The organism is Bradyrhizobium nivariense (assembly GCF_029846695.2).
Taxonomy (GTDB): Bacteria; Pseudomonadota; Alphaproteobacteria; order Rhizobiales; family Xanthobacteraceae; genus Bradyrhizobium.
Map to the genome: position 1 here is coordinate 18,571 of NZ_JARWCR020000034.1, position 23,952 is coordinate 42,522.

At 65.4% G+C, this 23,952-nt stretch carries 16 protein-coding genes and 1 pseudogene; 8 read left to right on the forward strand and 9 right to left on the reverse strand.

Annotated elements, in window-relative coordinates; genetic code table 11:
• Positions 1 to 23 precede the first annotated feature (23 nt).
• Both QCM77_RS25350 and QCM77_RS25355 read right to left on the reverse strand, forming a co-directional pair.
• Entirely contained in the window at positions 24 to 1,226 is a 1,203-nt protein-coding gene (locus QCM77_RS25350; protein WP_279685344.1) for a DUF5666 domain-containing protein, read from the reverse strand.
• Positions 1,223 to 2,125, reverse strand: coding sequence for a DUF6502 family protein (locus QCM77_RS25355; protein ID WP_279667874.1), 903 nt, complete (start codon positions 2,123 to 2,125; stop codon positions 1,223 to 1,225). The genes QCM77_RS25350 and QCM77_RS25355 overlap by 4 nt, the downstream gene beginning before the upstream one ends.
• A gap of 125 nt (positions 2,126 to 2,250) precedes the next feature.
• On the opposite strand from QCM77_RS25355, the gene QCM77_RS25360 reads away from it, so the two are divergent.
• The 5 genes from QCM77_RS25360 to QCM77_RS25380 are packed head-to-tail and all read left to right on the forward strand — an operon-like array spanning position 2,251 to position 7,778.
• The gene (locus QCM77_RS25360) at positions 2,251 to 2,415 is read left to right on the forward strand and encodes a hypothetical protein (protein WP_279667873.1); all 165 of its coding nucleotides are present in this window, start codon (positions 2,251 to 2,253) and stop codon (positions 2,413 to 2,415) included.
• Between the two features lie 8 nt (positions 2,416 to 2,423).
• Positions 2,424 to 4,352 carry a glycosyltransferase gene (locus tag QCM77_RS25365; RefSeq protein WP_279667872.1) on the forward strand — a complete coding sequence of 643 codons (1,929 nt, stop codon included), beginning with the start codon at positions 2,424 to 2,426 and terminating at the stop codon, positions 4,350 to 4,352.
• A gap of 3 nt (positions 4,353 to 4,355) precedes the next feature.
• Complete coding sequence (locus tag QCM77_RS25370) at positions 4,356 to 5,096, forward strand: ABC transporter ATP-binding protein (protein WP_279667871.1); 741 nt, start codon at positions 4,356 to 4,358, stop codon at positions 5,094 to 5,096.
• Positions 5,093 to 6,487 carry a glycosyltransferase family 4 protein gene (locus QCM77_RS25375; RefSeq protein ID WP_279667870.1) on the forward strand — a complete coding sequence of 465 codons (1,395 nt, stop codon included), beginning with the start codon at positions 5,093 to 5,095 and terminating at the stop codon, positions 6,485 to 6,487. The genes QCM77_RS25370 and QCM77_RS25375 overlap by 4 nt, the downstream gene beginning before the upstream one ends.
• 55 nt (positions 6,488 to 6,542) lie before the next feature.
• Complete coding sequence (locus tag QCM77_RS25380) at positions 6,543 to 7,778, forward strand: O-antigen ligase family protein (RefSeq protein ID WP_279667869.1); 1,236 nt, start codon at positions 6,543 to 6,545, stop codon at positions 7,776 to 7,778.
• On the opposite strand, the pseudogene QCM77_RS25385 reads toward QCM77_RS25380, so the two are convergent.
• The 6 genes and pseudogenes from QCM77_RS25385 to QCM77_RS25410 all read right to left on the reverse strand — a co-directional run bounded on the left by QCM77_RS25385 (position 7,779) and on the right by QCM77_RS25410 (position 16,427).
• A pseudogene (locus tag QCM77_RS25385) lies at positions 7,779 to 9,025 on the reverse strand (ABC transporter substrate-binding protein).
• Between the two features lie 109 nt (positions 9,026 to 9,134).
• The gene (locus QCM77_RS25390) at positions 9,135 to 10,046 is read right to left on the reverse strand and encodes a DMT family transporter (protein ID WP_279685345.1); all 912 of its coding nucleotides are present in this window, start codon (positions 10,044 to 10,046) and stop codon (positions 9,135 to 9,137) included.
• 129 nt (positions 10,047 to 10,175) lie between these two features.
• Positions 10,176 to 11,057 carry an NAD(P)-dependent oxidoreductase gene (locus QCM77_RS25395; RefSeq protein ID WP_279667866.1) on the reverse strand — a complete coding sequence of 294 codons (882 nt, stop codon included), beginning with the start codon at positions 11,055 to 11,057 and terminating at the stop codon, positions 10,176 to 10,178.
• Positions 11,057 to 12,188, reverse strand: a protein-coding gene (prfB, locus tag QCM77_RS25400) for a peptide chain release factor 2 (protein ID WP_279667865.1) whose coding sequence is annotated in 2 segments (ribosomal slippage) — positions 11,057 to 12,118 and positions 12,120 to 12,188 — 1,131 coding nt in all. Because the reading frame shifts where the segments join, the coding sequence is not laid out codon by codon here. The genes QCM77_RS25395 and prfB overlap by 1 nt, the downstream gene beginning before the upstream one ends.
• A gap of 198 nt (positions 12,189 to 12,386) precedes the next feature.
• A complete protein-coding gene (locus QCM77_RS25405) occupies positions 12,387 to 14,888 on the reverse strand; it encodes a penicillin-binding protein 1A (RefSeq protein ID WP_279667864.1) in 2,502 nt (833 codons plus the stop codon).
• Positions 14,889 to 15,131: 243 nt separating this feature from the next.
• Entirely contained in the window at positions 15,132 to 16,427 is a 1,296-nt protein-coding gene (locus tag QCM77_RS25410) for an N-acetylmuramoyl-L-alanine amidase (RefSeq protein WP_279667863.1), read from the reverse strand.
• 704 nt (positions 16,428 to 17,131) lie between these two features.
• Between QCM77_RS25410 and QCM77_RS25415 the strand changes: the two genes are divergently transcribed.
• Positions 17,132 to 20,218 (forward strand): Rne/Rng family ribonuclease, encoded by a 3,087-nt coding sequence (locus QCM77_RS25415; RefSeq protein ID WP_279685346.1) that lies wholly within the window; start codon positions 17,132 to 17,134, stop codon positions 20,216 to 20,218.
• A gap of 67 nt (positions 20,219 to 20,285) precedes the next feature.
• Here QCM77_RS25415 and QCM77_RS25420 read toward each other — a convergent pair whose 3' ends face one another.
• On the reverse strand, positions 20,286 to 20,969 hold the full coding sequence (locus tag QCM77_RS25420) for a helix-turn-helix domain-containing protein (protein WP_279667861.1): 684 nt from the start codon (positions 20,967 to 20,969) through the stop codon (positions 20,286 to 20,288).
• A gap of 209 nt (positions 20,970 to 21,178) precedes the next feature.
• Between QCM77_RS25420 and QCM77_RS25425 the strand changes: the two genes are divergently transcribed.
• Together QCM77_RS25425 and QCM77_RS25430 are read left to right on the forward strand one after the other, a co-directional pair.
• The gene (locus tag QCM77_RS25425) at positions 21,179 to 22,675 is read left to right on the forward strand and encodes an amidase (RefSeq protein WP_279685347.1); all 1,497 of its coding nucleotides are present in this window, start codon (positions 21,179 to 21,181) and stop codon (positions 22,673 to 22,675) included.
• Positions 22,676 to 22,720: 45 nt separating this feature from the next.
• On the forward strand, positions 22,721 to 23,944 hold the full coding sequence (locus tag QCM77_RS25430; protein ID WP_279685348.1) for an MFS transporter: 1,224 nt from the start codon (positions 22,721 to 22,723) through the stop codon (positions 23,942 to 23,944).
• Positions 23,945 to 23,952 lie beyond the last annotated feature (8 nt).

Here is a 23,952-nt window from a genome sequence, read left to right on the forward strand (position 1 = left end):
CGCTCTTTCGGCACATGCAGCACTTAGCGCCGGCCGCCGCCCATCCCGCCTCCGGGACCTCCGAGGCCACCACCCCCCATTCCACCACCGGGCCCCATCGGCCCGCCGGGCGAGCCAGGGCCGCCGGGCGAGCCAAGACCGCCGGGACCTGACGGGCCGCTTGGTCCTGTCGGCGCGGAGCCGGGATTTGCACCGGGGCTTGATCCAGGCGCGCCGGCCGGGCCCGGCTGGCTGCCGCTCGGAGTAGTGCTACCGCGGTTCGGGTGCAGGATCGAACCGCCGGGCGAACGGTTGGGATTGCCGCCGCCGGGCGGAGGTGCTCCCGCCCCTTGGCCCATCGCCTGAGCCGAATCCACCTGGAAGCCGCGCGAGCGATCGAACACGCCGTTGACCACCATGCGGGCTTCGCCGGCTGCCGGTCCAAAGCGCGAGCCGTCACGGGCCACGAAGCCGGAGCCAAGCCGGAGGTTCGCACCTGCTCGCTGCACATAGGCCTCGATCGAAAGGCGGCTTGCGCCGACGAGATCCGAGAAATCGTCGATCCGCGTGCGCGCGGCCCGCATCACGCCCTGGCTCGCGCTGCCCTCGATCTGGACGCGCTGGCCGATCAGCAGCGGATCGACGCCGTTCAGCTTCAGCCCGCCAATTCGCAGACCGTCGCGCCCGCGCTCGACCAGACCGGTGACCCGCTCGCGCGCCTCGCGCCGCGGCTCGACCAGGCTTGCAACGATCACGCCGTCGGTCCTGCGCAGGCCGTAGACGGCCACCTGCGTGCCCGCACGAAGCTTGCTCTCCTTGTCGGTCGCGACGATCTTCTGGCCGAGCACCGTCAATTCGTTGCCCTTTACGGCTTCGATCGGACCGGAGACCTCGCTCGCAATCGTGATGTTGCGCGTGACGAGTGTACCGTCGGCCTGACGGATGGCGACCACGCGCGCGAGCTGGCCGATGCGCAGGCCCTTGGTGCTGGCCGCCTCGCCGTCGATCCGGACCGGGACGTCGCTGGCATAGGCGATACGCTCGCCGTTGACGTAGATGCTGCCAAAACGCTGGATCACGCCGACGATGCCGGTGCCACCGATGCCGTGGTCATCACCACGAGTGATGCCGGTACCGCCAATGCCCTGATCGGTGCCACGCTTGACCTGCGCGCGTGCCATCGCCGTCCCGGCAAGCCAAAATCCCACCAGCAGCAGACGGCGGGAGACGAGCGGCGGCCGGCTCATGAAGAACCACCCTGCTCGCCGCCATCCTTACCGGTTTCCTTGCCGGTTTCCTTGCCGTCGCCCTCCTCATCGACATCCTCGGAATAGATGTAGATGCCGAAATTCCAGCGGGCGTCGCCGCCCTTGTCCTTGGCGAGCGCGCGGTTGGCCTCGCGGTTGGCGGTCTTCAGCGCGTCCATCGCGAGCTCGCGCGATCGCGCCTCGAGGCGCCGCGCCAGCTTCGGCGAGATGTTGTTGTAGTGCACCGCGCGTTCGAGGAAGCGCGGCGCTGTGCCTGAGACGTTTTGCGCGGCCGCTGCGATATGGTCGTGCAGATTGCGGCCGAGATAGTGCCATTTGCTGTCGTCCTCGCCGCTCGGGACAAAGGCCGCCTCGACCAGCTCGATCTCGTCAGATTCGTTGATGGTGACGAGCTTGCGGTCGATCCATTCGTCGAGCACCGCGCGCGGGCGCACGTCCTTGGTGACGGAGGCGACGAGCTGCTCGAACGACGGCGCATCGCCCTCCGCCGTGCGCGGCAGCGCCAGCGGCTCGCCCTTCGCATCGGTGAACTCCGGCGCGGCAACCCAGCGCGCGATCACCGCGCTGGTCAGCGACACCGCGGCCGGCGTCTCGTGCACCGGCGCGCCGGCGCCCCGCAGCCGCGCCACCTCCTTGCGGTGGATGCCGGTAAGCAGGCTGACGCGACTGTCGGTCTGCTCTTTCCCCTCCAGCGCGAAATCGTGCTCTGCGACGTTGACGAAGAGCTCGCGAAGCAATTGCGCCAATGCCGGAAAGGTCATGCCGCTGCGGATGCAGAGCCGCACGAGCGGGCGCAGCAGCCGCGCCAGCGGCGCGTGCAGCTTCGCGGCGGCGTTCGGCTGGGGCGACGCTGCTTTGGACCCGGACTTGGCATTCATGTCTGAACTGTAACGGCGCCTCGCGTGGGACACAATCCCACTTTTGCCGTTTGACAATTGACGTGGTAAATTTTCCCACATATACGGAACCCCACTGAGGGCGCGACGGAAAGGGACTCACACCCATGGCTGACTGCTTGGTCCGCAATTCCAGTTCACTGCGTGCTGCGCCGATTCTCGCGCACGGTCACGGCATCACGATCGAGCCGATACTGCCGGCGCTTCTGCGCGGCGTGATCTTCATCTCGGTGCTGGCTGCGCCGTTCGTCGCAGCACTTCTCGCAGGGTGAGCGCCGTCATGCATCACACCAGCCACTCCCCGCGCCGCCCGTCGGTGCTGCACATCTTCAAGATCTACTATCCCGACCTGTTCGGCGGCACGCTCACGGTGATCCGCGACATCTGCGCCAGCCTCAAGGACGCCTTTGCCTCCGCCGTGCTGGTCTGCTCCCAATCAGCCGAACCGCGCGACATCGTCGTCAACGACGTGCAGGTGGAGCGCGTCCGCTCGTTCGGCAATTTGCTGTCGCTTCCCGCCGCGCCCACCTATCCGTGGCGGCTGTGGCGCAAGATCGCCCAGCACGATCTGCTCGCGCTCCACGCTCCCTTCCCGCTCGCCGACCTCGTCTTCGCCTTCGGATTTGGTCGCACCCGGCCGCTGGTGGTGCACTGGCACGCCGACATCGTCAGCCATGCCGGCCTGCGCTGGTTCATCGAGCCCTTGATGCGGCGAACGCTGCGCCGCGCCAAGGCGATCATCGTCTCGGACCACGTGCTGGTCGACAACACGCCGTTGCTGCGCGAATTCGAGGACAAGTGCCACGTCGTGCCGTTCGGCATCGACACCACGGGCTATGACTGGCCGAAGATCGAGCCGCACCACATCAATGATCGCGGCCGGCTGGTGCTCGCCTGCGGCCGGCTCGTGCCCTACAAGGGTTTCGACGTGCTGATCCGGGCTGCGCCTGCGCACAATTTCGAGGTCTGGATCATCGGCGAAGGCACTGAGCGGCCGCGGCTCGAGCAACTGATCCAGGAGCTCGGCCTCGGCGAGCGCGTCCGCCTGCTCGGCTCGGTCAACGATTGCGAGCGCATCAAGCTGATGTGCCTCTCCGACGTCTTCGTGATGCCGTCGGTCACCAATGCCGAGACCTTCGGCCTGGTCCAGCTCGAGGCCATGGCCGCCGGCCGCCCGGTCGTCAACACGGCGCTCGACACCGCGGTGCCGCGCGTCGCCCGCCACGGCATGGAGGCGATCACCGTGCCGCCCGGCGACGCCGAGAAGCTGGGCGAGGCCATCGACACCCTGATCCGCGATCCCGAGCGCCGCCGCCGCATGGGACTCTCGGCGCGGACCCGCGCCCTCAGTCGCTATTCGACCACTTCCTTCAGGGAAGGCATGGAGACCGTCTATCGCGCCGCCGTCACCGCGTCCTGCAAGGAACAGGCACGTGCCGCCGAGCCGCAGCAGGCGGCCGGCTGGCTGGACACTGTCCGGATCGCGGCGACGCTGGCCTGGTCCGATATGCGCCACCGTTACGTGCGCTCGCTGCTCGGACCGTTCTGGATGTCGCTCCAGATGGCGATCGTGGTCGCGGTACTGGGCTCGGTGATCGGGCAGATGACGAACGCCGACGTGCTGTCACGCCTGCCCATGCTGGCGCTGTCGATGACGGCCTGGACCTTCCTCAACAGCGTGGTGCTCGATGCCACGACGGCGCTCCAGAACTCCGCGAGCCTGATCCGCGACCGGGCGCTGCCGCCGGTGATCTTTCTCCTGCAATGCACGTTCCGGCAGGGGCTGTTCGCGCTGCATAACGCCTGCGTGCCGCTGCTGTTGTGGCTCATCCTGTCGCCCCGCGACCTCTCTCACGCGCTGGCGGCGCTGCCCGGCCTTCTGCTGTTCGTGACCTGCACCTTCGCCCTGAGCCTTGTCCTCGGCGCGCTGGCGACGCGCTATCGCGACCTCAAGCCGATCATCGAATCCACGCTGATGCTGGCGTTTCTCGCCTCGCCGGTGATCTGGTCGTCGGAGATGATCAACCACCGCTCGACGGTGATGCGGCTCAATCCACTGACGCATCTGTTCGCGGTGTGGCGCGAGCCGCTTGCGGGGGGCCATATCGATCCCGCCAGCATCGTCTACGTCCTCATCACGTTGGCGCTGCTGATCTTTGCGAGCGTGCTGACGCTGGTCCACCTGCGCAAAGCCGCCTTCTGGATCTGACGCATGGTCTCGATCAGCTTACGCAATGTCTGTCTCGACTACCCGCTCTACGGCGCATACGACTATTCGCTGAAGCGGCGGCTGATCGGTCATCTGATCCGCGAGCCGGGTGAGATGCGGATCATCCGCGCCGTCGACAACTTCACGATCGAGGCCGAGGCCGGCGCCCGCATCGGCCTTGCCGGGCCCAACGGCTCCGGCAAATCGACGCTTCTGCGCCTCATCGCCGGCGTCTATCCGCCGAGCAGCGGCAGCGTCGCGATCCAAGGTAACGTCGTGCCCCTGCTCGGCCTCAACGCCGGCGTCAACCTGGACTTCGTGGCGGAGGACAACATCGCGCTGCTGCTGCGCATCAGCGGCCGCAAGCCGAGCCGCAGCGTTATCGACGATATCTGGGCCTTCACCGAGCTCGAGACGCGCATGCAGCGGCTGCCGCTGCGGATGTTCTCGTCAGGCATGCTGATGCGGGTGCTGTTTGCGACCGCCACCGCTTTTCCGGCGGACATCCTTCTGCTGGACGAATGGCTCAGCGTCGTCGACGAGCACTTTGCGGAGAAGGCCGAGGTGCGGCTGCTGAACCTCGTGTCGCAGGCAGCGATCGTGATCATCGCCTCGCACGACCAGCCGCTGCTGCGCCGCACCTGCACCAGCATCATCAACCTCGATCACGGCCGCATCGCCTCGACTGTCACCGTCGATCCGCCGGCCACACATTCATTCGAGCTCCGCGGGAAACGCGCATGAAGCAGAATATCCTCGTCGTATCCGAAGCGCTGGGCGAGCCCAACCACAAGCGCGGCATCTTCCACTTCACGCGCGAATTGATGCGCTCGCTCGCGGCCGAAGGCCACGATCTGACGCTGCTGGTGGAGACCAATCGGCGCTTCCGCAAGCTGCGCCGGCGCGAGCGGCGCACAAAACTGTTTCCGTCAGAGGCGCGCAACATCGAATTGCTCGCTTTGTACCGCTTCCTCGACGAGATCAACATGGGCGAGCCGCTGGCGCGCAATGGCTTGCGGCGCACGCTCGACTGGCTCCACCACAAGGCCACCATGTCGGTCTCGTGGGACTATGTCCTCTGCTTCCTGCGCGCAATCGGGCTGCGTGGGCTGAATGCGCGGCTGATCGAGAACAAGACCGCGGCGCTGGAATACGTCCCGCCGGACCTGCGCCATCTGGAGCTGTTCCGCGACTTCCAGCTCGAGCCCGGCTTCTACAGCTACCAGGATTCCTCGGCCTTCTTCCTGCTGCCGCCGCCGCAGGTTGACGCGCGCGACTACGACGTCATCGTCGTGGATACCCCGACCCGGGTGGCGATCAGGCGCAAGCCGGATGCCAAGGTGATCTGCGTGGTCCACGATTTATTGCCGCTCACCGACCTCAAGCTCAGCGACGTCGCGACGCGGCTGTTCCTGTCGCGGCTGCTCACCAGCCTGCGTCAGGCCGACGAGCTCGCCTTCGTTTCAAACTATAGCATGACGCGGTTCAGGGAACTGCTGCCGCAATTTGCGCACCTGCCGGCGCGGGTCGTGTATCCCCGCACCCGGTTCGACGCCCCGGATGTCCTGCACCTCCCAGTCCCGTCGGGGCGTCCGGGGCGGCCGAGCTTCGTCGTCATCGTCTCGAACGAACCGCGCAAGAACGTCGCCACCGTCGTCCGCGCTTTCCGCAATGTGCCCCAGGCCGATCTCGTGGTGATCGGCCATGCCGGCGAGATCAGCCGGATGCGCAATCTGCCGCAAAACGTCCGCTTCGCCGGCTATGTCGACGAGCACGAAAAGACGGCCCTGATCGCGGAGGCGCACGGGCTGATCATGCCGAGCTTCGCCGAAGGCTTTGGCGTGCCAATCATCGAGGCGCTGGCCGCGAACACGCCGGTGTTGTGCTCCGACATCGCCGTGTTCCGCGAGGTCGCGCGCGACCTCGCCGACTATTTCGACCCGTTCTCGACCGAGGCGATCGCGGCCTCCGTCACCCGCGTGCTGACGCGCCAGGAGGAGTGCCGCGGCAGGATCCGCGCCCGGCGGCACGAGCTCGCCGAGCGCTTCGGCTACGAGACCCAGGCCCGCGATTTCCTCGGGCATCATGTGCTCGCGGAAAGCCTCGCCGCCGAGCAACTCGCGTCATACGGATGACCGCCGAATCCGCGATGTGGTCCGGTCCTGCCGATCAGCAAGGCGGGAGCGGCCGATGGCAGACTTGGCGCAACTGACTTGGCGCAACTCGGCCACGCTGATGCTGGCGGCCGATCTGCTCGCAGCCCTCATCGCGGTGGCGCTGCCCTGGTCGACCACTGCGCCTTCGATCTTCGTCGGGCTCTGGCTGCTGATGGTGACGCCGACCATCGACTGGCGCGACTATGCGCGCAGTCTCACGCGGCAGGCGCTTGCCCTGCCCTTCGCAATCCTGCTGCTCGCGCTTCTGGGCATGCTGTGGTCGGACGGCGCGTGGGCGGACCGGTTGCATGCGATCAAGCCGGTCGCAAAGCTCGTGCTCATTCCGCCGCTGCTCTACCATTTCAGCCGATCGGAGCGCGGCCTCTGGGTGTGCCTCGCCTTTGTCGCCTCCTGCGCACTGCTTGCAGCGTTCTCCTGGATCGTGCTGCTCGATCCCGCCTGGAAAATCACCGCGACGGCATCGGCCGGCGTTCCCGTCAAGAATTACGTCGACCAGAGCCAGGAATTCACACTCTGCGCCTTTGCGCTTGCGCTGCCCGCGCTGGCTTTCTGGCGCGGCGGGAGCGTGCTGGCGACGGCCGCCTGCCTTGCGCTGATCCTGCTGTTCGTCACCAACATGGTGTTCGTCGCCTCGGCCCGCACCGCGCTGCTCTGCATCGCGGTGCTGCTCGGCCTGTTTGCCTGGAAACATCTGGGCCGGCGCGCGGCGCTGCTCCTGCTTGCGGGCGCGGTCGCCGCAAGCGCGCTGGCCTGGACGACCTCGTCCTATCTGCGCCAGCGCATTACCGACATCGCCGTCGAATACCGCCACGGCCACGAGGACATCAGCCGCGCCTCGACCGCGCAACGGCTGACCTATTGGCGCAAGGCGATCCATGGCATTGCCGAGGCGCCTTTGATCGGTCACGGTACCGGCTCGATCAAGCGGCAGTTCGAACGCGCTGCCACGAACGAAAGCAGCCTTGATGCGGAGGTCGTCAGCAACCCGCATAACCAGCCCCTCAATGTCGCCATGCAGTGGGGCCTCTTGGGCATCGCCCTGCTCTACGCCATGTGGATCGCGCATCTTCGCCTGTTCCTGAGCGAAGGCCTTGCTGCCTGGATCGGCCTCGCGGTCGTCGTGCAAAACATCGCGAGCTCGCTATTGAACTCGCATCTGTTCGACTTCCACGAGGGCTGGATGTATGTGCTCGGCGTCGGCGTCGCCGGCGGCATGGTCCTGAAGGCGAAACCCGTCAGCCAGCCCTGACTACTGGCTGCGTTCGTGGCCGACCTCACCGGTGATGACGTCGCCGAACAGCTCCCAGGCTTGCCCGTTGAAGCGCATCAGTTGCATCTGCTCGATCGGGAAATAATCGTCGGCCGAGGTGTTCACCAGGATGCCGGGCAGCATCAGGTCGGTGTGAAAATCCTTCAGGCTGGTAGCCTGCCTCATGACGTTGTCACGGGTGAGATTGTCGCCGCACTGCTTCAGCACCTGCGCCATCGCCTCAGCCTGGACGTAGCCGTAGATGTTGTTGGAATTAGCCTTGTCGCCATCAGGATAATATTTGTCCATGAATTCACGCCACTTCACCACCGCCGAGTCCTTGTCCCAGGTCGGATCGGTCGGGTCCTTCAGATAGACGGTCGAGATGATGTCCTTGGAATAGTCGAGCCCGGCGGGCTTGAGCACCGAGGCGACCGAGGTCGCGGTGTTGGCCAGGAAGAATTTCGGTTTCCAGCCGAGTTCGCCGACCTTCCGGATCGCCTGCGCCGAACCTTTCGGCGCGGCCCATGAGAAGAAGATGTCGGCGCCGGAATCATGCAGGGCGACAATCTGCGAGTCGATCGAGGGATCGCTGACCTCGTAGGACTTGTCGGCGATGATCATGCCGGCCTTGTCGCCAAGCCGTCCTTCAGGCCCTTGAACTGGTCCTTGCCCGCATCGTCGTTCTGCCAGAACACCGCAATCTTGCTGCTGGGGAAGTGGTCGCGGATGTATTTTGCGTAGATCCGCCCCTCGCTCTGATAGTTCGGCTGGAAACCCATCGTCCACGGAAAGTTCTTCGGGTCGCCGAATTTGGTGCCGCCGGAGGCGACGAAGAGCTGCGGCACCTTCTTGGCGTTCATGTACTTCATGATCGCCGAATTCGAGGGCGTACCGAGCGGCTGGAAGATCAGCAAGACCTCGTCGCTCTCGACCAGCTTGCGCGCCTGCTCGATCGCCTTCGGCGGAGAATAGGCGTCGTCATAGCTGATGAAGTCGATCTTGCGGCCGTTGATGCCGCCCTGGTCGTTGATCATCTTGAAGAAGGCGGCCTCGGTCTTGCCGATCACGCCATAGGACGATGCCGGCCCGCTATAGGGCATGATGTTGCCGATCTTGATGTCGGTGTCGGTAGCTCCGGGATCGTATTTCTTCTGCGCCAAGGTCTGCGCCATGCCCGGTGTTGTGGCCAACACTGCGGCAGCAAGCATGGCGAGGGCAGCAAGGTTGTTGCGACGACCCGGCATCGTTCTCTCCCCTGTGTTTTATAGTCTTGTTTTGCGAGGAGTGTCGCAAGGCGGCGTGCCGCTGGCAAGCGCCGCGATTTTCCGCGACGTGAAACGGCGGATGCGGAACCTACACGGCGCGCCGCAACTGATTCAGAATGCGCCCGTCGATCACCAGCAACGCGCTGCCGATGACGATCGCGCCCGCGATCTCGCGCACGGAGATCGGCTCACCCAGCACCAGCCATCCCAGAAAAATAGCGGTGACGGGAATGAGCAGCGTCACCAGCATGACATTGGTTGCGCCCGAGCGCCGCAGGATCTGGAAGAAGACGATATAGGCCAGCGCTGTCGAGAGTCCGGCAAGGCCAAGCGCCGCGAGCCAAATCGTCAGGCCCGGCATCGGGAGACGCCACGGCTGCTCCACCGCGCCGGCGACGAGCGCCATCATCACCGTCGAAGCCATAAGTTGAAAAGTGGCGGTGCCAAGCGGCGGCGAGTCCTTCAACAGCCGCCGCGCCGCCAGCGCCGCAAAGCCATAGCTGAAGGCGCCGCCGAGGCAGAGCAGGATGCCGAGTCCCTGCCCCGTCCGCGTCTCGACGCCCCATCCCCTCAGGATCACTACGCCGAGAAGCCCCAGCGCGACCCCGACCACGCGGCGCATCTGCAGGGCCTCTTCGCCTGCCGCCGCCATCACGATCACCGTAAAGAGGGGCGTGGTGGCATTCAGGATCGACGCCAGGCTGCTCGAAATGAAAGTCTGGCCGACCACAATCAGCGAGAACGGGATGACATTGTTGAGGAGCCCAATCGCGACGAACGGCTTCCAGCCCGTCATACCCTTGGGAAAACCAATGCCCTGCATCCGGAGCAGCGGCAGCAGAATGACCGAGCCAAGTGCAACGCGCAAAAACACCAGCGTCAGCGGCGGCAATTCCCGCAACGCCGCACCGTTGAAGAAAAACGAGCCGCCCCAGAGGACCGAGAGCACAGCGAGCAGCGACCAGTCTCGCGCGTCGATCCGGTTGTCGTTCGGGGGCATGGCGTCTCATGTCGGTAGGCGAGACAGCCGCCTAGGACAACACGGCGAACAGCGCCACCCGATTTCCGATGAAGCACCGGTTTACAAAACCGATGCTCGAACGAGGCTGCCCCATGTCGATGTGATCCGCTAGGACGGCTTCTTCGGCCGCGACACCAACTCGATCATCTTGCCTTCATCGTCGTCAGGCATCGCGGCCTTGGCCTGCGCGTAGGATTCGACCGCGGCGCGCGAGACCAGCGGCTTGTCGGCCAGCAGGCTCTCTGCGAGCTTCACGGCGTAGGCGGCATCCTTGTGCCGCAGCGCCGCCGTGAACGTCGCGCCGGAAAAATCGCGGGCGACCATGCGCTTGGAGTGGCGCTGCACTTGCGGGCTCGCTGCCACGCCTGACAGAATCGATTCCAGCACCAGATTCATGTCGAGGCCGGCCTGCTCGGCGATCGCGAGGCCCTCGGCGAGACCGGCGATCTGGATCGCGCCCATCAGATTGTTGATGAGCTTGTAGACGGTGCCGGAGCCCACAGCGCCGAAATGGCGGATGGTCGAGCCGATCGGTTCGAGATAGGGCCGCGCGCGTTCGAGATCGGCCGCATCGGCGCCAACCAAAAGCGTCAGCTTTCCGCTCGCTGCTGCATCCGGCAATCCCGTCACGGGACAGTCGATATAGATCAGCCCGCGCGTGTTGAGCTCGCGGCCCATCTCGCGGGCGTGGTCATAGGAGACGGTGGAGCATTCGATCGCGATGGTGCCGGCCTTGGCCGTCTTGGCCGCACCCTCGGGTCCGAGCCAGACCGCGCGCGAGGCTTCGTCGTCGGCGACCATGGTCACGACGGCGTCGGCGTCGATCGCAGCATCCTCCGGCGAGGTCGCCCAGAGCGCGCCGCGCGCGATCAGATCTTTCGCTTTTGTTTTGCTGCGATTCCACAGCATCACCGTAAAACCGGCATCGAGATAACGGCCGGCCATGCCATGGCCCATCCGCCCGAGCCCGATGAAGGCGATACGGGGCATCAGTCGACGTCCTCGATGTCAGCGCCGGTGGTGCCAAACGCACGCTGCGCCAAGGTCGCGGCCATGAAGTCGTCGAGATCGCCGCCGAGCACGCCGGAGGTGTCGGAGGTCTGCACACCCGTGCGCAGATCCTTCACCATCTGGTAGGGCTGCAGCACATAGGAGCGGATCTGGTGGCCCCAGCCGATATCGGTCTTGGCGGCCTGGTCGGCGGCGGCTTTCTCTTCCCGCCTCTTCAGCTCGATCTGGTAGAGCCGTGCGCGCAGCATGTCCCAGGCCTGCGCCTTGTTCTTGTGCTGGGAGCGGCCGGCCTGGCAGACCACTGCAACGCCGGTCGGGATATGCGTCAGCCGTACCGCGGATTCGGTCTTGTTGACGTGCTGGCCGCCAGCACCACCGGAGCGCATAGTGTCGACGCGGACGTCGGATTCCTTGATGTCGATCTTGATACTGTCGTCAATGACGGGGAACACGGCAACCGACGAGAACGAGGTGTGCCGCCGCGCGTTGGAATCGAATGGCGAGATCCGCACCAGGCGATGCACGCCCGCCTCGGTCTTCAGCCAGCCATAGGCATTGTGGCCGGAGACCTGAATGGTCGCGGACTTGATGCCGGCCTCTTCGCCCTCGGACTCTTCCAGCATCTCGACCTTGAAGCCGCGGGTTTCGGCCCAGCGCGAGTACATGCGCAACAGCATCTGCGCCCAGTCCTGGCTCTCGGTGCCGCCGGCGCCGGCATGCACTTCGAGATAGGAATCGAAACCATCGGCCTCGCCCGACAGCAGCGCCTCGAGCTCGCGCCGCGCGACTTCCTTCTTGAGATTCTTCAGTGCAGCTTCGGCTTCCTTGACGACGCCCTCATCGCCCTCGGCTTCGCCGAGCTCGATCATGCCGATATCGTCTTCGAGCTCCTGCTCGACCTTGCCGATGCCGGAGAGCGAATCCTCAAGCGAGGTTCGCTCCTGCATCAGTTTCTGGGCTTTCTGGGGATCGTTCCAGAGGTTGGGATCTTCAGCGAGCTTGTTCAGCTCAGCGAGGCGCGCCGTCGATTTCTCGACGTCAAAGATGCCTCCTCAGCAGCCCGACTGACTGCTTGATCTCTTCTACCAACCGTTCGATTTCGGCGCGCATGTGGTTCTCTGGTCTCGCGGAATTGGTCCCGCGTGCATGACGCATGGTCCGGGAAAGTGTGGAGCGTTTCCCGATCAGATCATGCGCAAAACAAAAATCTAAAGCGCGAAGATTCATCATCGCGCTTGATGGGGATGTAGCGGCGGCGGCTGCAAAGCGCAACCGCCGCCGCGAAGAACGTCTGTCTTGTCCTAGGCCTTAGTACAGCCCGCCGGTGCCCGGCCGCATGAAGAAGCCGGAATCCGGTTGCTGCTGCTGTGACGCCGGCATGCGGCCGTCGGCATCGGCCACGCCGATGACCGAGTAGTTATCCGGCGGCGCCGTGCCCGGCTTGAAGGCTTCGAGGATGGTTCCGCCGGTCTCGCCCGGGCCGGCGCGCATGCCGGTCTTGGAGACGACGCGCACCAGCTTGATGCCGGCCGGCACCTTGAACGGAACCGCGGGCTTGTCGGCGAGCGCGAGCTTGAGGAAATCGCGCGCGATGGGAGCTGCCAGATGACCGCCGGTCGCGGCGTTGCCTTTGCCGAGCGCGCGCGGCTTGTCGTAGCCCATATAGATGGCGACGGCGACGTCGGGCGAGAAGCCGACGAACCAGGCGTCCTTGGCCTCGTTGGTGGTGCCGGTCTTGCCGGCGATCGGCTTGCCGACCTCCTTGACCACGGTCGCGGTACCGGCCTGGACCACGCCTTCCATCAGCTCGGTGATCTGATAGGCGGTCATGGAATCCAGCACCTGCTCGCGGCGGTCGATCAGCTGCGGCTCGTTCTGGTTCTTCCAACCGCCCGGCGCGTCGCAGCCACGGCATTCGCGCTGGTCGTGCTTGAAGATGGCGTGGCCGTAGCGATCCTGGATACGGTCGATCAGGGTCGGCTTCACCCGGCGGCCGCCATTGGCGAGCATCGAATAGGCCGTGACCATGCGCATCGCCGTGGTCTCGCCGGCGCCGAGCGCGTAGGACAGATAGTTCGGCAGCTCGTCATAGACGCCGAAGCGGCGGGCATATTCGCCGATCAGGGGCATGCCGATGTCCTGCGCGAGGCGCACCGTCACCGTGTTGAGCGACTGCCGCAGCGCGTTGCGCAGCGTCACTGGCCCCTGGAACTTGCCCGAGGAGAAGTTTTCAGGCCGCCACACGCCCGCGCCCTGGCCCTGGTCGATTTCAATCGGCGCGTCGAGCACGACAGTCGAGGGCGTATAGCCGTTGTCGAGCGCGGCCGAATAGACGATCGGCTTGAACGACGAACCGGGCTGCCGATAGGCCTGCGTGGCGCGGTTGAACTGGCTCTGGTCGAACGAGAAGCCGCCGACCATCGCCAGCACGCGGCCGGTCCAGGGATCCATCACCACCATCGCGCCGGACACTTCGGGGATCTGGCGCAGCCGGTACTGGCCCTCGACGACGGTGCCGTCCTTGTAGAGCGGATCGGCATAGATCACATCGCCGGGCTGCAGCACCTGCGACACACCCGTAGCAGCCCTACCCTTCGCAGGCCCCGAGGCCGCCCTTGCCCATTTGATGCCGTCGAGCGTGATGAGGCCGGTCTCGCGCTGCTTGCTCACGGCGCCGCCGAGCTCGCGGCTCGGCTGGAAGCCGATGCGCGCGGACTGGTCGCTGGTCTCCAGCACCACCGCCATGCGCCATGGCGAGATGTCGGAGAGCGACTTGATCTCGGCGAGCTTCACGCCCCAGTCGCCCGAAATATCGAGCTTGCTCATGGCGCCGCGATAGCCCTGCTGCTCGTCATAGTTCACGAGGCCGGAGACCATGGTCTTGCGCGCCATGACCTGGATCTTGGGATCGAGTGTGGTGCGGACAGAGAGGCCGCCCTCGTAAAGCTTCTTCTCGCCGTAGCGCTCGAAGATGTCGCGGCGCACCTCCTCGGCGAAATATTCGCCGGCGAAGGTGTGGGCGCCGTTGGAACGGTTGGTGACGGCCAGCGGCTCCTTGCGCGCCTTGTCGGCGTCGGCCTGCTTGATCCAGCCGTTCTCCAGCAGACGGTCGATCACGTAGTTGCGGCGCTCGACGGCGCGGTCGCGGTTGCGGACCGGATGCAGCGTCGCAGGCATCTTCGGCAGCGCCGCGAGATAGGACGCTTCCGCCACCGTCAGCTCGTTCACCGACTTGTCGAAATAAACCAGCGACGCGGCCGCGATGCCGTAGGCGCCGAGGCCCAGATAGATTTCATTCAGATACAGCTCGAGGATCTTGTCCTTCGAGTAGGTCTTCTCGATGCGCATCGCCAGCAAGGCTTCCTTGATCTTGCGGGCGAAGGAGACCTCGTTGGTCAGAAGAAAGTTCTTGGCGACCTGCTGGGTGATCGTGGAAGCGCCCTGCGGACGGCGGTTGGAGCCGTAGTTCTGGATGTAGACCACGCCGGCGCGCGCCATGCCGGTGTAGTCGATGCCGCCGTGCTCGTAGAAATTCTTGTCCTCGGCCGCGAGGAAGGCGTTGATCACGAGTTTCGGCACCGCCTGGATCGGCAGGTAAAGCCGCCGCTCCTTGGCGTATTCGCCGAGCAGCGAGCCGTCGACCGCGTGCACGCGGGTCATCACCGGCGGCTCGTAATCCTGAAGCTGAGAGTAGTCCGGCAAGTCCTTGGAGAAATGCCAGATCAGGCCTGCGACGGCACCGACACCAACCAGGAACAACACCGTTCCCGCGGCGAACAGGAAGCCCATGAACCGCACCAGCAAGCGCATTATCTGTTTATCCGTTCAAACTCTGGATCAGCCCAAGATCAGATTAAGATCAGCCCTTGGCACCCAAAACAGGCGCCACTCTCACGTCGCGAATTCACCGGCCTACTCAAATACTATCCGTGCCGGACTCAAGACGCTTGCCGAACGGGATTCTCGCCGATTCCGGAACCCCCTTGCGGCGTTTTTATAAAGCGCCCGCTGTGGCCAAACTAGGGCTTTTGCGGCGGGACGGAAAATCCCCTCTCAGTTCGACGACCCGGCCGTGGCTATCCGCTTGGCCAAAAAGCCCTCGATCGCCTGCGCCATCGAACCCACGGCACGCGACCGCCAGCCCTCGGAGACCAGATGATCGAGATCGCCCTTATTGGAGACATAGCCGATCTCGACCAGCACCGACGGCACGTCGGGCGCCTTCAGGACCCGGAAGCCGGCCGACTTCAGGGGATGCTTGTGCATCCGCACCGTCGACTTCATTTCGCCCATCAACAGTCGGGCAAAACGGCTTGAAAATGTGCGGGTTTCCCGCTGGGTGAGATCGATCAGGATGTCGGCGACATCGGTCGGCTCCTCCGCGAGGTTGAAGCCGGCGATGGCGTCCGCCCGGTTTTCCGCATCCGCCAGCCGCTGCGCCTCGGCGTCGGAGGCCTTGTCGGACAGCGTGTAGATCGTCGCGCCCTGCGCATCGCCCTCGGCGCGCGGTAGCGCGTCGGCGTGGATCGAGACGAACAACGCCGCCTTGAGGCTGCGGGCGACTTTGACCCGGTCGTTGAGCGGGATGAAGGTGTCGTCGTCCCGCGTCATCACCACGCGATATTTGCCGGTCTTTTCCAGCCGTTCGCGCAGCGCCAGGCCAAAGGCCAGCACCAGGTTCTTCTCGCTCTCGCCGCTCGACTGCGTGCCATTGTCGATGCCGCCATGGCCGGGATCGATCACGACCACCGCACGGCCATCGGCCTTCTGCTGCCCGGCTTCAGCGGGTGTAGATGCGGGAACCGTCGCGAGCGGTGGATCGGCGATTGCGGGCCGCAGCTCAGGACGGTTTTCCGGAGCGAGCGACGGCACGAAGGCGGCGCGGTCGACCTCCTCCAGTTCGAGCACGAGCCGGGCCGGCTGACCGTTGGCGGCCTCCAGCACATAGGAATTGGCGATCTTGGCCGGACCCGTCAGGTCGAACACGATTCGGGATCCGCCGGGCATCACCAGCCCATAGCGGAAGGCCTTGACCAGTCCCCGCCCCCCGGCCCCGGTGCCCGCGGGGAGTTGAAAATTGACCTGGGGGACGTCGACCACCACCCGATACGGGTCAGCCAAGGTGACGGCGCGGAAGGTAACGGTCTGGTCGATGTCGAGGATAAAGCGCGTCTGCTTGCCGTCACCGGCCAGCCGGGCGGCTGAGGCGGTTGGGAAATTCGCTGCTGCAACAGAGGGTTGGGCCTGACTTTCCGCTGCCTTCAGGCGCGAGGAATCAGCACATGGCAATGCCGCGGCGCACAGCAGCACGCATCCCAGCAAGACCCTTTGATTTGCGCGGCTCGCCACCGATTCCGTGCCTCCGAGCAGCCTTTTTAAGGCAATAGAACCACAGGGTTAAACGATCCTTAATGACAGATGCGCGAAATTCGCTGACTGTGACCGCCGTGCGACGCTCCTTGCACGGATGGCCCAATCCACGTATGTACGGAATGCTGACGGCCGATATTTCCGGCTGTGTCGCATTCAGCCTCCCGGTGCAGCGCCGGAACTCTCAAGGTTTGGGAATTCCAGCGTTTTTCCGTTCCCCTCTAAGTCCAGCGCGGTGCGCGGCAGCGAGGTGGAGCGGGGCAAAGCCCCGGCGGCGGACGGTCCCCGGTTACCACCACGTTTCCGGGACGTTCTGACAGCGGCGCAACCCGTTACCCGGTCCCTTAATCCCAAGGGAGCGGTTCGTAATACCCAAGGCGAGCGCGCTCGCGCCATGCCTGGCCAGCAGCAACTGATTGAGGGGCGGCCCCGCCGCCCAATGTTTCATACGGGCCGACGCTTGATGCGCCAGACTGTGCCGACCAATTCTGAAGGACCATTCGCGACGCTGCGGAGTAACAATCCCGCGCGCCACTTTGGTCTTCCGGCTTCCGGTTCGGCAACGCGCGAGAGACGGCGTTTCGGCCTTCCCCTCACCCCCGAATCAGGTGGACCGTCGCGTCACCCGGCAGCGCTGATGGCGCCCACGGTGAATAGCGCCCGCCGCCGCCAAGAGTTAAGACATGCCCAACAAGATGTTGATCGATGCAACCCACCCGGAAGAGACCCGGGTCGTCGTGGTCCGCGGCAATCGCGTCGAAGAGTTTGATTTCGAGACCGCGCAACGCAAGCAACTACGCGGGAACATCTACCTCGCCAAGGTCACCCGGGTCGAACCCTCGCTCCAGGCCGCCTTCATCGAATATGGCGGCAACCGCCACGGCTTCCTCGCCTTCAGCGAAATCCATCCCGATTACTACCAGATCCCGGTTGCCGACCGGCAGGCACTGATCGAAGCCGAGGAGCAGGCCCATCGCGAGGCCGAGGAAGAGAGCGAGAATCGCTCCCACGGCCGCCGCCGTTCGCGCCACCGCAACTCCCGCCGCCGTAGTCATGGCGAACGCGTCCGCAGCGACATCGTCGAAGGCGCCGATCCCGCGGCCCAGCCGGTCCAGGGCGAAGCGCTGCCCGAGGGCGCTTCGCACGAGGGCGAGCACCTGCACGCCGGCGCGGAGCATCACGGCGAGCACGAAGGCCATGATCATCACGACCACGAAGGACATGATCACGAAGGACATGATCATGAGGGACATGGTCATGAAGGACATGGGCACGACGACCATCATCATGCCCATGGTGACGATCATCACGCCCACGATCATGACGACCATGGTCGTCACGGCGAGCACGATCATCACGACCATGCCGACGAGACGCCAGCGCCTGTCGCAGCAATCGGCGCCGAGCCCGCGGTCGCCACCGAGGCCGTTGCCGGGCCGCAGGAGGTTGCCTCCGAAGCATACGCCGAGGATCTCGCCGAAGCCGTGACATCGGCGGCCGAACCAGCCGACGCCGTGTACGCCGCCGGCGAGCGCGCCGAGGCTCCGCATCACCAATCCGAAGCGATGGCCGAGGACGACGACGAAGACGAAGACGACGAGGAAGCCGAAGAGGACGTCGTTGAATCCGTCGGCGGCGACGATGTGCTGGAGGAAGTGCCGGAGCGCAGCTTCCGTCCACGCCGCCAGTACAAGATCCAGGAAGTCATCAAGCGCCGCCAGGTGATGCTGGTGCAGGTCGTCAAGGAAGAGCGCGGCAACAAGGGCGCGGCGCTGACGACCTACCTCTCGCTCGCCGGCCGCTACGCCGTATTGATGCCGAACACCGCGCGCGGCGGCGGCATCAGCCGCAAGATCACGAGCGCGCAGGACCGTTCGCGCCTGAAGGAAGTGGTGCAGGATCTCGACGTGCCCGAGGGCATGGGGATCATTCTGCGCACGGCGGGTGCCGCCCGCACCAAGCCCGAGATCAAGCGCGACTTCGAGTACCTGATCCGGATGTGGGAGACGGTGCGCGACATGACGCTGAAGTCGCAGGCCCCGACCCTCGTCTACGAGGAAGGCTCGCTGATCAAGCGCTCGCTGCGCGACCTCTACAACAAGGAGATCGACGAGATCTCAGTTGCCGGTGAATCCGGCTACCGCGAAGCGCGCGACTTCATGAAGATGCTGATGCCCGCCAACGTGAGCGCGGTGAGGCAGTATCGCGACGGTCAGCCGCTGTTCTCGCGCATGGGCGTCGAAAGCCAGCTGGACGCGATGTTCTCGCCGACCGTGCAGTTGCGCTCCGGCGGCTACATCGTGATCAACCAGACCGAAGCGCTGGTCTCGATCGACGTCAACTCCGGACGCTCGACGCGCGAGCATCATATCGAGGACACCGCGCTCAAGACCAATCTCGAGGCCTCCGAAGAGGTCGCGCGTCAGCTTCGGCTGCGCGACCTCGCCGGCCTGATCGTCATCGACTTCATCGACATGGACGAGAAGCGCAACAATCGCGCGGTCGAACGCAAGCTGTCCGATTGCCTCCGGCAGGACCGCGCGCGGATCCAGGTCGGACGCATCTCGCATTTCGGCCTGCTCGAGATGTCGCGCCAGCGCATCCGCGCCAGCGTGCTGGAGTCCTCGACCGATCCCTGCGCGCATTGCGGCGGCACCGGCCATGTGCGCTCGGTGTCCTCGGTTGCGCTCCAGTTGCTGCGCGGCCTCGAAGAGATCCTGATGAAGGGCGCGACCCACAATCTCGTGGTCCGCACCCGCACCGATGTCGCGCTCTATGTGCTGAACCACAAGCGCGGCCATCTGCGCGATCTCGAGAACGGCTTCAAGGTCACGTTGGCGGTCATCGCCGACGCGAGCGTCAGCGGACCGCAGGCCTATGTCATCGACCGCGGCGAGCAGGTGCATACGCTCGAAGCCGCCAAGGCTCTGCTGGCGGCGCAGGCGGCAGCAAGCCCGCCGCCCTTGGCCGAAGAAGCTTATGACGACGAGGAGTTCGATCCGGAGACCGAATCCGAGGTCGAGACCGAGGAGACCGAAGGTCTCGCCGAGGAGCAGGCTGCAGGCGACGCCGCTTCCGAGCAGGACGGCCAGCGCCGCAAGCGTCGCCGTCGCCGCCGTGGCCGTGGTGGCCAGCGTGACGAGGAGCCGCGCGAGGATGGCGCTCCCGCTATAGCCGAGACGGCCGTGACGGCCGGCGAAGGCGAAGAGGATGCAGAGGCCGAGCCGGACGGCGAGGAAGGCGAGGAACAGGCAGCCCGCGGCGAGCAGCAGGGCAGCGCCGACCGTCGCCGCCGGCGTGGTCGCCGTGGCGGACGCCGCCGGCGCGGTCCTGGCGAGGAAGGTCTCGCCGGCTCCATCGGCGACGAGCTCGCCGCCAGCGCGCCGTCGGAAGCGACCGACGCAGTCGCCGATTTCGACAGTTTTGGCGGCGAGGCTGCGCCCTCGATCGCGCAGGCCGAGCACACCTCAGAACCTCAGGTCACCCAGCCGGAGCCACGCGCCGAGGCACGGATTGAGGCAGCGGCCCAGCCTGCTCCTGCTGCCGCGGACGAAGAGCCCGCCGACGACAAGGCCGCACGACGCCGTTCTACGGTTCGGGAAAAGGTGAGCTTCCTGTCGAGCAGCCAGAGCGAGCCAGCGGCGCAGACCATCGAACCGGTTGCCCCGCCCGCGCCGGCTCCGGAGCCCGCGCCGGAAGCGGCAAGCGAAACGTCAGCCGCACCGCGCCGCGCCGGCTGGTGGTCGCGCCGCTTCGGCGGCGGCGAATAGACGAGCCCCAATCAAAAGCGCCCGGCCTTGGCCGGGCGTTTTCCGTTTCGCGCTCTCTTTATCGACTTCAGTGCGACGGCGGATCGTCCTCGATCGGCGCCATGTCGCGCGATGCGATCCGGCGGAGCTGATCGTAGAGATCAGGCGCCTCGCTGGTGCAGAGGCAGACTCCTTTCGCAGAAGGCGCATCGCCGGCGTTGAGGTAGGCGTGGCCCATGGTGCTGTCGAGATAGATGCCGTCGCCCTCGCCCAGGATCTCCGGCGCGTAGAACTCGGTGTGGACGGCGACGCGTCCGCTCGTCACCACAAAATATTCCTCGCCGGCGTGACGCAGCAGCGGGCCGAACTCCTCCAGCGAGCGCGCCCGGACTTCGGCCAGGATCGGCACCATGCGTTTGCCGATCAGATCGGTGCATTGATACGTGTAGGTGTAGAAGCCGGTCGTGATCACCTGCCCCTGCCCGGCCCGGCTGATGCTCCGTCGGGCCGTGACCGGCCGGCTCTGCTCCGGACGCGGGGGCGCCGGATTGAACAGCTCGGCGATCTCCATCTTCAAGCCCGAGGTGAGCTGGAGCAGCCTGTCATAGGTCAGCGACATCAGACCGTTCTCGACCTTGGACAGGGTCGACAGCGCCATGCCGGTCCGCTCCGCCACCTGCTTGAGCGTCAGGCCGCGGGCCTGACGGGCAGCCTTGAGGCATTGGCCGAGCTGGGAATTGGCGCCCTCCGGCGTCGTCATGATTTCGCTCATGCAGCAAGGCTACCACGGCGGCGGAAAAATTGTTGACCGATCCATCTAATCTTTTCGGCGGTAGTCGATCCTGGGTTGGGTCATTTGGTCGCCGCTTGGGCAAGAACACCAGCATTTGCGCATGAATCAGCCATATCTGACGAATATTGATGCGCGGTCTCCACTTTCCGATATGCTAAATCGTTTTCAAAATTTGAAAGGGGTTGGCATTGTCCGAACTTTGCGATTCCAGTGCCGTTGAGCTGCGCCGCCGCCTGGCCGCCCGGGAAATCTCGCCCGTCGAGCTGCTGGATTCCTGCCTGTCGCGGATCGCCACCGTCAATCCCGCCGTCAACGCCGTCGTGACGCTGGACGAGCCCGGCGCTCGCGCCGCCGCCAGGGAAGCCGAGGCCGCCATCCTCCGCGGCGAGGATCGGGGCGCGCTCCACGGGCTCCCCGTTCTCATCAAGGACACCCAGGATACCGCTCGCCTGCGCACCACCTATGGCAGCCCGTTGCTGAGGGACAACGTCCCGGTCGCGGACCAAGCCTCGGTCGCGCGGCTGCGCGCGGCTGGCGCCATCATCTTCGGCAAGACCAACACACCGGAATGGGCGGCCGGCGGCAACACCCGCAACCCCGTGTTCGGCGCGACCGGCAATCCCTTTGATCCCCTGCGCTCGGCGGCCGGCTCCTCCGGCGGCTCGGCGGTGGCGCTCGCCTGCAGCATGGTCCCGCTCGCCTCCGGCTCGGACACCGGTGGCTCCTTGCGCAATCCGGCGGGCTTCGCCGGCATTGTCGGCATGCGCCCGTCCTACGGCCTCGTGGCCAGCGAGAAGCGCATCTTCGGCTGGTCCAATTTGTCGACCGACGGGCCGATGGCTCGCAATGTCGCCGACACCGCGCTGATGCTGTCGGTGATGGCGAGCGACGATGCCCGCGATCCGCTCGCCTATACGCTGCCCGGCGAGCCCTTGCGCGCTCGCGCCGAGCGCTGGGCCACCCCGCGCCCCGCCGAACTCGGCAAGCTGCGCCTCGCCTTCACCGAGGACTTTGGTTTCGCCCCGACCGAGCAGGCGATCCGGCGCGTGTTCCGTCGCCGCGTGGGCAAGCTTGCACCGCTCTTCGCCGCATGCTGCGAGGCGACGCCGGATTGCTCCGGCGCCGACGACGCCTTCGCCGTGCTGCGCGCAGGCATGTTCCTGGCGACACACGGCAAGAACTACAAAGAGCGGCCCGAGATGCTCGGCCCCAATGTCCGCGCCAATGTCGAGGAGGGCCTCGGCTACACGCTGGAAGATCACGCGCGCGCCGCAACGACGCAGACACGGATCTATCGCGCCTGGCAAAGCTTCTTCGAAAGCTGCGACGTGCTGATCAGCCCGACCATCACGCTCAGTCCGCGGCCGTGGTCGGAGCCCCATCCCGCGGAGATCGACGGGGTACCTACGAAATCCTACTTCCATTGGCTCGCGCTCGCTTATGCCGTCACGCTTCCCGGCCATCCTGCGATCAGCATTCCTCTCGGCCTCGACGAAGCCGGGCTGCCTTTCGGCCTCCAGATCGTCGGTCCGCGTGGCGGCGACGCCGCCGTGCTCTCGGTGGCCGCGAGCCTCGAAGCGGCGTTCGCCGGCGACGCGCAATTGTGCCGGCCGGCGCCCGATCTGGCGCGGCTTGCCGCGGCGCCGCCGCTGTCGGCCGCACCCGGATTCCTGACTTGGGAATGACCCGAAGCCAGCCCTAGCAGCACCGCCGGCGCAACGGAGACGAGGATGACGGAATTGCCGAGGAGGACCAGCGTCGTCGCATTCGTCCTGCTTTATCTCGCCTACTGCATCTCCTATGTCGACCGCGCGGCGATCTCGCTGGCGCTGGCGCAGATCGGCAAGGACTTCAACCTCCAGGCCGCAGATCTCGGCATCATCATCAGTTCGTTCTTCCTCGGTTACGCCGCGATGCAGGTGCCGGGCGGATGGCTCTCCGACCGCTTCGGCTCGAAATACGTGGTGATCATCACCATCGTGATGTGGTCGCTGTTCACGGCCTTCACGAGCCTTGCCTGGTCGCTGACCTCGCTGATCGCGATCCGCTTCATTTTCGGCATCGCCGAGGGCGGCTTCCCGCCGGCGAGCATCCGCGCCGTCGCGGAAGTGTTCAAGAAGGACAGCCGGCCGAAGATGTCGGCCCTGCTGCTGTCTTCCAACTATGCCGGCAGCATGGTCGCGCCGCTGATCATGGCGCCGTTGATCCTCTGGCTCGGCTGGCGCCATGCCTTCAACACGATCGGCATTGCCGGCATCGTCTTCGCGGTGGCCTATTTCGTCTTCGTTCCGTATCTGCGACGTCCGGGCGAGGCCGTGGCAGGCGCGGCTGCGAAGGCCGAGAAGCGTGCGCCGATGCGCGAGCTCATGAAGAATCCGCTGCTGTGGCAGCTGATGGTGGTGTGGTTCGGCCTCAGCTGCGTCAACAAGGGCCTGGATTCCTGGATGCCGCTCTATCTGCTTCAGCAGCGTGGGCTCGACCTCAAGACCGTCGGCGTGGTGGCGCCGATCCCGTTCGTGATGGCGACCATTGCGACCGCAATGGGCGGCTGGGTGATGACGACGTTCTTCGCCGAGCGCGAAAAGTATCTGCTGATCGGCGCCTCCGCATTGACCGGCATCTTCCTCTACGCCATGTACAAGGCGGAGACGATCGCGATGCTGATCACCTACCAGTCGGTGGTCTATTTCTTCAAATCCTTCGTGCTGGCCTCGGTGATTGCGCTTCCGACCAAGCTGCTCCGCGACGACCAGATCGGATCCGGGATCGGCATGGTCAATCTCGGCGGCCAGAGCGCGGGCTTCGTCGCACCCGTCGCCATCGGCTTTATCGTGACCGGAACCGGATCGTTCGATGCCGCCTTCGGCTTCCTCGTGGCGATGACGGCGTTGTCCGTCGTGGTTGCCGCAACCATCAACACGGCCGAGCCGAAGCTCGCCCCGCAGGCGGCCTGACAGGAGAA